Below are 7487 nucleotides of genomic sequence, written 5' to 3'. Positions count from 1 at the left end.
GTCGGTGACGCCTGCGGCGAGCCAGATGCGGGTGCCGGTCGGCAGCGCGATCATGCCGGCCTCAGGCAATGCAGCACCAGTCGCAGCTGGGCTGGGTCTACCTTCCCGCTCACTCGCACGCGTGCGCCATTGAGCTCGATCTCAATACCTGAAGTCGCGGCTTCCTGTGCGTGCGATGGCAGTTGCGCTGTCGGCACCGGTAGTGACGAAACCGCCATCAAATCATCCGGCGACATCGCCACCGGAACGAACACGGCCGTCTCGCGCGCCGTCCTGTTGTCCAGCAGACCGGCACGGTACTGCCTGCGCCACTTGAACACCATGTTCGGATTCAGACCGTGCGACTGCGCGAGCTTCGCCACCGAGATGCCCGGCTCACATGCTGCCATCGCAACTTCACGCCGGAATTCAGGCGCGTAATTCGGCCGCCCCTTGCGGCTTCCAGCACTGCCAATCTCTGTCATCAAAGTGGTCCCCACTACTCGAAGTGATGGACATCACTTTGGACACTCTCAACGTCGATGTCGATACGGCCTTCAAATGACGCTTACGCTTTACATCTTCGGAAACCGGCATCGCGACAGGATCAAGATCCTTGGCTGGGACGGTAGCGGTTTCTGGCTTATGACGAAACGATTGGAGGCAAGCCGTTTCATCTGGCCCGACAACAAGGCTGAGGTCGTGACGATGACGACCAACGTGCTGCACGCGCTGCTCGATGGCGATGACATCACCACGATTCGACGACATCCGAAGCGGGAATATCTGCGTGTGAGCTGAACAGGCAGACGGTGTGCTGGTCTAACCCGGCATGCCGGTCAACGTCACGATCACCGCCGAGGAACTGAAAGAGCTGCTCGCCGAACGCGATGCCGCTCGTGCGTTGCGAGAAGAACAGGAGGCATTACGCGGCACCCTGCGGCTCGTGACAGCGGAACGCGATCTCGCTGAGGAACGACTCCGGGCCTACCGTCACGAGTTGTTCGGCGCAAAAAGCGAGGCACGTGATTCAGATCAACCCAGCCTGTTCAACGAAGCCGAGGTGCTCGGCGCGAGCAGCACTCCTGCTCAGGAAGATACTCCAGAATCGACGGTCGCTGCACATACGCGCAAGAAGCGGGGTCATCGCAAGCCACTCGATCCCAACCTGCCGCGCGACGTTGTGCGGCACGAGCTGCCCGAAGCCGAACGCGTCTGCGTGAACGATGGTCACGCGCTCGTCGAGTTCGGCGTGGAGATCAGCGAGCAGCTCGACGTGATTCCGGAGCAGCTTCGCGTGATCCAGCACCAGCGCGTCAAATATGCATGTCCGTGCTGCGATCTGGGCATCAAGGTGACGCCGGCGCCGCCTCGCATCATCCCTCGCGGGCTGTTGAGCGAATCGGCGCTTGCATGGATCGCCACCGGCAAGTATCAGTTCGGGATGCCACTGTATCGCCAGGCCGGTCTGCTACGTCGCTTCGGCGGCGACATCTCGTCGAACACGATTGCTGCGAGCATGGTCCGTGTGGGTCTCGCGACTCAACCCGTGATCAACCTGATGCGCGATGCGCTGCTCGATGCCGAGCTGATCTACTGCGACGAGACGACACTCCAGGTGCTGAAGGAAAAGGGCCGTCGGCCGCAAACGAAGAGTTACCTCTGGGCGCAGATGACCGATTCGTGCGTACCCATCCGATGCTTCAGCTATACACCGGGGCGCGGCACCAGGCTGGCCGACAAGCTGTTCACCGGGATCCGCGAGGGCGCGGTCATGATGACCGACGGCTACGAGCCCTACAACGACATCGCCCGGCGTCACCAGCTCGTGCACCTTGGATGCTGGGTTCACCTGAGACGGTACTTCGTCAAAGCAGAGGACAGCGTACCAAAGGCCGCCCGAACGCCCGATCTGCTGGCGACGCGCTTCATCAAATTGATCGGCAAGCTGTTCGCGGCCGAGGCGCGCAGTGCGACGTGGATCGCACAGCGACGACAGCGGTTGCGACGACGATACAGCGCGCGCGTACTCGACGCCATCCACGCGCTGATGCTCGAGCAATCGTCCGGCGTCGTACCGAAAAGCCTGCTCGGCAAAGGACTGACCTATCTGCGCATGCAGTGGCCGAAGCTGATCCGCTACGTCGAGAACGGCAGTTGGCCCATCAGCAACAATACCTGTGAGAATGCGATTCGACCGTTCTGCGTGGGGCGTCGCGGATGGCTGTTCTCGGACACTGTCGAAGGCGCGAACGCGAGCGCCAATCTCTATACGCTCGTCGAGACCTGCAAAGCAAACAGCATCGATCCCTACCGGTACCTCACCTGGCTGTTCCAGCGCCTGCCTCTGGCGAAGACCGTCGACGACTACGACGCGTTGCTTCCTTGGAAAATGCCGGCCGACCTCCGCTGACCCGCATCACTACCACACCTCACGCGCTCCGCCACCTTACTCTGAGGGGCGTCGTTCGTGGATCGCATACAAATAAAGCACGCCAGGCCGATGAACCCGGAGCTGGGTACCCAGTTATGGTGCGGCAAACGCCTCATCCATCTGCCGGGAGCGTTTGACCTCGTCACTCTGAAGGTAGATCGAGGTTGTCGCGATCGAGGCATGGCGGAGATTGTCTCGCACCGTCGTCAGTTCCGCGCCGCGGGCGAGCGCATGTGTGGCGTGGGTATGGCGTGTCCAGTGGGGGCTGGCGCGACGCAACTTTTCAGCCAGCACGGGATGATCGGTGCCGATGACATCGGCGGCCAGGCGGAAAAAGCCGCGCATCACGAACCACAGACGGGAACGGGTGATGCCCGTTGCTCCTTCTCCGTCAAAACTCGCCAGTAGCGGGGCTTTCGGATCCCAGCGCTGCGGTGTCACCGGCAGGCGCCTCTGGACGAGGTACTGTTTGAGTGCAACGCGCGCGAGGGGCGGCAAGGCTATCTTGCCAGGCTTGCCGCCCTTGCCCACGAGATTGAGCCAGTGGGCGCCGCGTTCATCGGCACGGATGTCGCCAAGCCTCGCGCCGACAAGTTCGCTCGCACGCAGACCGGTCGCGTAGGAAAGGTCGAGCAGGAAGCGCAGCCGCTGCGCGGCGGGTGCTTCCCAGCCGTAGGACCATTCCAGTCCGTTGGCGATCGTGCGAACCAGCCCCCATTCGCCTTCCGTGAAACCACGCGACGTGTCAAGTGGCGTGACGCGCGTTTTGCCGCGCACCTTGATGCCGGCAAACGGATTGGTGAGCACGTAGCGTTGCTCGATCAGCCAGCGAAACAACGCACCCAGGACAGAGAGTGCGTAGGCGGTCGAGCGCGCCGACAGGTTTCCAGAGAACGGGCGCCAGTCGGGTGCGTTGCGCGGCCGCGGCGGTCCGACCCACCGCTCGCGCGGGGCGGGATGCCGCAGAAAGCTCCGATACGCGATCGCATCTTCGGTCGTGAGTGAGGACAATGCCCGCCCGCGCTCGACGATGGCCCAGAGGATCAGGCGTTCAGCTTCCTTGCGGTAGGCGCTGTGCGTGGCAGGCGTTTCATGCAACGCGAGCCACGCGTGAACCGCGTCATAGTCGTTGTTCGCGTCAAGCGCGCAGGCCCGCCGGGGCGCCCGGAAGCTGCCGCGGGAGCCATCCACCTCGTGCGGCACCCTCAACCGCTCCCATGGGACCACGACGCCAGGCGCGGTCACGGCAATCAGCGCGTGAGCGCGTTCTGTCAGTTGCGGGTGGGCGGCAAAGAACACCTCGATCTGCCGGGCGCTGGTCTGGCCGAGTCCGGGCACCGAAGTCCACCAGCGGCGTCGACGCGGCACCCGCACGGTCAGGTCCGCGAGGGTTGTGATGCCATGCGCCCGCAGTACGCGTGCCGCGCGCGGCGTCAGCCACAGGCCGATGTCATCGGCGATCTGCGGTTGTGGCACCGGCAACGCACGCAGGATTTCGATTGCGTGTGCGACCGCGCCTGCCCGGGCGAGCCGGTCACCGACAGGATGTTGCAGCAGATCAGCAAGGTCGGCGCGCTGGCGTTCAAGGGCAAGGTTGACAAGCTGACGGCGGATCGCGCCGAGGATGCCGCGCGCCGATGCGCCCGGCGCGCGTGCGTGAGACAGGTAGCGGTCCACGGCGGCCCGCGACGACAGGCCGGCATACCAGCCACGCAGCGCCGCAAGCTGGTCGGCATCCGGAAACGCCAGCAGTTCCACGGAGGCGGTGCGCGAGGTGGGCCGGGACTGACGTGTTTTCATGTCCGGCAGTTTAGTGTAGAAAGGCAACCATTGCCATAAGAAGGATTATGGCAATGGATCGTATTACACTCCTGTTTTTCTAAACCGCCAGTCCAGTGGAATCGGTGCTACAACCCGCCGTCAGCGCCATCCCCATCCTCTGTCGAGCCCACCATGCCCCGTCGTTCCATTCTCTCGCCGGCCGAGCGAGACAGCCTGTTTTCGTTCCCGGACAGCCACGATGATCTCATTCGCAACTACACGTTTAGCGAACAGGACATGTCGCTGATCAGGCAGCATCGAGGAACGGCCAATCGCCTCGGATTTGCCGTCCAGCTCTGCTGCTTGCGCTTTCCGGGCTTCGCTTTGAGCGCTGGTGTCGAGCCTCCGCCCCCGCTGCTGCAGTTCGTTGCCGGGCAACTCAGCATTGCACCGTCGCACTGGGAGGCGTACGCGCAGCGGGACCAGACGCGCCGTGAGCATCTGCTCGAACTGCAGGCGGCGCTGGAACTGCGTCCGCTTACGGTGGCCGACTACCGTCCGGCGGTACTGGCGCTCGTCGACCTGGCAATGCAGACCGACAAGGGCCTCGTACTCGCGCAGGCGCTGCTCGAATATCTGCGCCGGCGGGCAATCCTGTTGCCGGGTACGAATGTGATCGAGCGGATCTGTGCTGAAGCGGTCACCCGCGCGACGCGTCGCATCCACGACGTGCTCACGGAATCGCTTTCGGACAGTCACCGGCAAAGACTGGACGAGTTGCTGAAGCGTCGGGACGACGGCCGCATGACGTGGCTGGCATGGTTGCGACTGCCGCCGGGCAAGGCGAGTTCCCGGCAGATGCTGCAGCACATCGACCGCCTGAAAATCCTTCACGCGGTCGAGCTGCCCGCGGGCCTCGACCGGCTGGTACACAGGAACCGTTTGCTCAAGATTGCCCGCGAAGGCGCGCAGATGACGCCACACGACCTCGGGAAGTTCGAAACACAGCGCCGTCACGCGACCCTGGCGGCCATCGTCATGGAAGCGACAGCGACAGTCACCGATGAAATCGTCGACCTGCACGACCGCATCATCGGTCGGCTTTTCAATGCCGCGAAAAAGAAACACCAGCAGCAGTTCCACCGTTCTGGCAAGGCGATCAACGACAAGGTGAGACTGTACGGGAAGCTCGGCCGCGCCTTGCTGAAGGCCAGGGAAAATGGCGGCGATGCGTTCAAGGCCATCGAGTCCGTCATGTCGTGGGAGGTATTCACGAAAAGTGTCAGCGAGGCCGAGCAACTGGCCCAGCCCGAAGCGTTCGATTTCCTGCACCAGATCGGCGACCATTACGCGACGCTGCGTCGCTACGTACCGGCTTTCCTCGAAATCCTGAAACTGCGCGCGGCGCCGGCGGCGACCGATGTGCTCAACGCCGTCAACCTGATCAAGGCCATGGACAATGATGGCATGCGCAAGATGCCCGCAGACGCGCCGACCGCCTTCGTCAAGCCGCGCTGGAAACAGCTGGTCCTGACCGACACCGGTATTGATCGTCGTTACTACGAGTTGTGCGCGCTGGCCGAGCTGAAGAATGCGCTGCGATCAGGCGACATCTGGGTGCAGGGCTCACGCCAGTTCAAGGACTTCGACGACTATCTGCTTCCGGCGGAAAATTTCCAGGTGATCAGGCGGGACAAGGCGCTGCCACTACCCATCACCACCGACTGCGACCGTTACCTGAACGAGCGGCGGCTGTTGCTGGAGGAGCGGCTGGCAACCGTCAACCGGCTCGCGGCCGAAAACGGACTGCCCGATGCGATCATTACGGAATCGGGCCTGAAAATCACGCCACTCGATGCAGCGGTTCCCGTGGCGGCCCAGGCGCTGATCGACCAGACCTCGACCATGCTGCCGCGCGTGAAGATCACCGAACTGCTGATGGAGGTCGATGCGTGGACCGGGTTCACCCGCCACTTCATGCACCTGAAGACCGGAGAGAGCGCAAAAGACAAGACATTGCTGCTCACGACGGTCCTGGCCGATGCGATCAACCTCGGGCTGACAAAGATGGCGGAAGCATGCCCGGGGACCACCTACGCGAAACTGTCGTGGTTGCACGCGTGGCACATCCGTGACGAGACCTATTCGCAGGCGATGGCCGAACTGGTCAACGCACAGTTCGCCCATCCGTTCGCTACCCATTGGGGTGACGGCAGCACTTCGTCATCGGACGGGCAGCGTTTTCGGGCCGGCGGACGCGCCGAGAGCACCGGACATGTGAACCCGAAGTATGGCGCCGAACCAGGCCGGATGTTCTACACGCACATCTCCGACCAATACGCGCCGTTCTACCCGAACCTCGTGAACGTCGGCGTGCGCGATTCGACCTACGTGCTCGACGGCCTGCTATACCATGAGTCGGATCTGCGCATTCAGGAACATTACACCGACACCAACGGTTTCACCGATCACGTTTTTGCATTGATGCACCTGCTGGGCTTCCGGTTCGCGCCCCGCATCCGCGATCTCCACGACATGAAGCTGTACGTGCCTGGCAGCGTGAAGGACTATCCGGCGCTTCAGTCGATGATTGGTGACGCGTACAACGAGAAGGCAATCCGGCGGAACTGGGACGAGATCCTGCGCCTGGCGACGTCGATCCGGCAGGGTACCGTCACCGCTTCACTGATGCTGCGCAAGCTCGGCAGCTATCCGCGGCAGAACGGCCTCGCCGTTGCGCTACGCGAGATCGGTCGTATCGAGCGTACGCTGTTCATCCTCGACTGGCTGCAGAACGTCGAACTGCGCCGCCGCGTTCACGTCGGCCTGAACAAGGGCGAGGCCCGCAATGCGCTTGCACGTTCGGTCTTCTTCTACCGGCTTGGGGAAATCCGCGATCGCAGCTTTGAGTCGCAGCGCTACCGTGCAAGTGGCCTGAATCTGGTCACTGCCGCAATCGTTCTGTGGAACACCGTCTACCTCGAACGGGCTGTCCACGCGATGGTCGCACGCGGTACCCCGCCCGATGCAGTTTTGTTACCGTATCTCTCACCGCTTGGCTGGGAGCACATCAACCTGACGAGCGATTACGTGTGGCGCGAGGACCAGAACGTGCGGCGCGGTGGATTTCGGCCGCTGCGTCCCGCCCGGGACCACTAGCGCTAGCCTTTCCTGGTGGGGTGTTGTGCGCGGCAACTGTCCCAAGTAAGCTGGCTGAGCGGCGCAGTGCGGCCATGAGCCGTCCGTCGCGTATGGCCGCTTTGGGCGGACGTAGCTTCTATGTGCCGATTGCAACACCGAAGCTCATATGCTC

General features: G+C 62.9%; 5 protein-coding genes. 3 read left to right on the top strand and 2 right to left on the bottom strand.

What is annotated here, in order from left to right:
• Positions 1 to 50: 50 nt before the first annotated feature.
• Positions 51 to 464: an IS66-like element accessory protein TnpA gene (tnpA, locus tag LPA37_RS27505; protein WP_229014245.1), complete on the bottom strand. Its 414-nt coding sequence runs from the start codon at positions 462 to 464 to the stop codon at positions 51 to 53.
• A 76-nt stretch (positions 465 to 540) separates the two neighbouring features.
• Between tnpA and tnpB the strand changes: the two genes are divergently transcribed.
• Together tnpB and tnpC are read left to right on the top strand one after the other, a co-directional pair.
• A complete protein-coding gene (gene tnpB / locus LPA37_RS27500) occupies positions 541 to 780 on the top strand; it encodes an IS66 family insertion sequence element accessory protein TnpB (RefSeq protein WP_229014244.1) in 240 nt (79 codons plus the stop codon).
• A gap of 31 nt (positions 781 to 811) precedes the next feature.
• On the top strand, positions 812 to 2392 hold the full coding sequence (tnpC, locus tag LPA37_RS27495) for an IS66 family transposase (RefSeq protein WP_229014243.1): 1581 nt from the start codon (positions 812 to 814) through the stop codon (positions 2390 to 2392).
• Between the two features lie 114 nt (positions 2393 to 2506).
• On the opposite strand, the gene LPA37_RS27490 is transcribed toward tnpC, so the two are convergent.
• Positions 2507 to 4213, bottom strand: a complete 1707-nt coding sequence (locus LPA37_RS27490; RefSeq protein ID WP_229014242.1) for a phage integrase family protein — start codon at positions 4211 to 4213, stop codon at positions 2507 to 2509.
• Positions 4214 to 4366: 153 nt separating this feature from the next.
• Here LPA37_RS27490 and LPA37_RS27485 point away from each other — a divergent pair, with 153 nt between their 5' ends.
• Positions 4367 to 7333, top strand: coding sequence for a Tn3 family transposase (locus LPA37_RS27485; RefSeq protein WP_229014241.1), 2967 nt, complete (start codon positions 4367 to 4369; stop codon positions 7331 to 7333).
• Positions 7334 to 7487 lie beyond the last annotated feature (154 nt).

It is taken from the genome of Paraburkholderia gardini (assembly GCF_907164545.1).
Classification (GTDB): Bacteria; Pseudomonadota; Gammaproteobacteria; order Burkholderiales; family Burkholderiaceae; genus Paraburkholderia; species Paraburkholderia gardini.
Note: the sequence above shows the minus strand (reverse complement) of the source record. Positions and strands in the feature narration are given on the sequence as shown.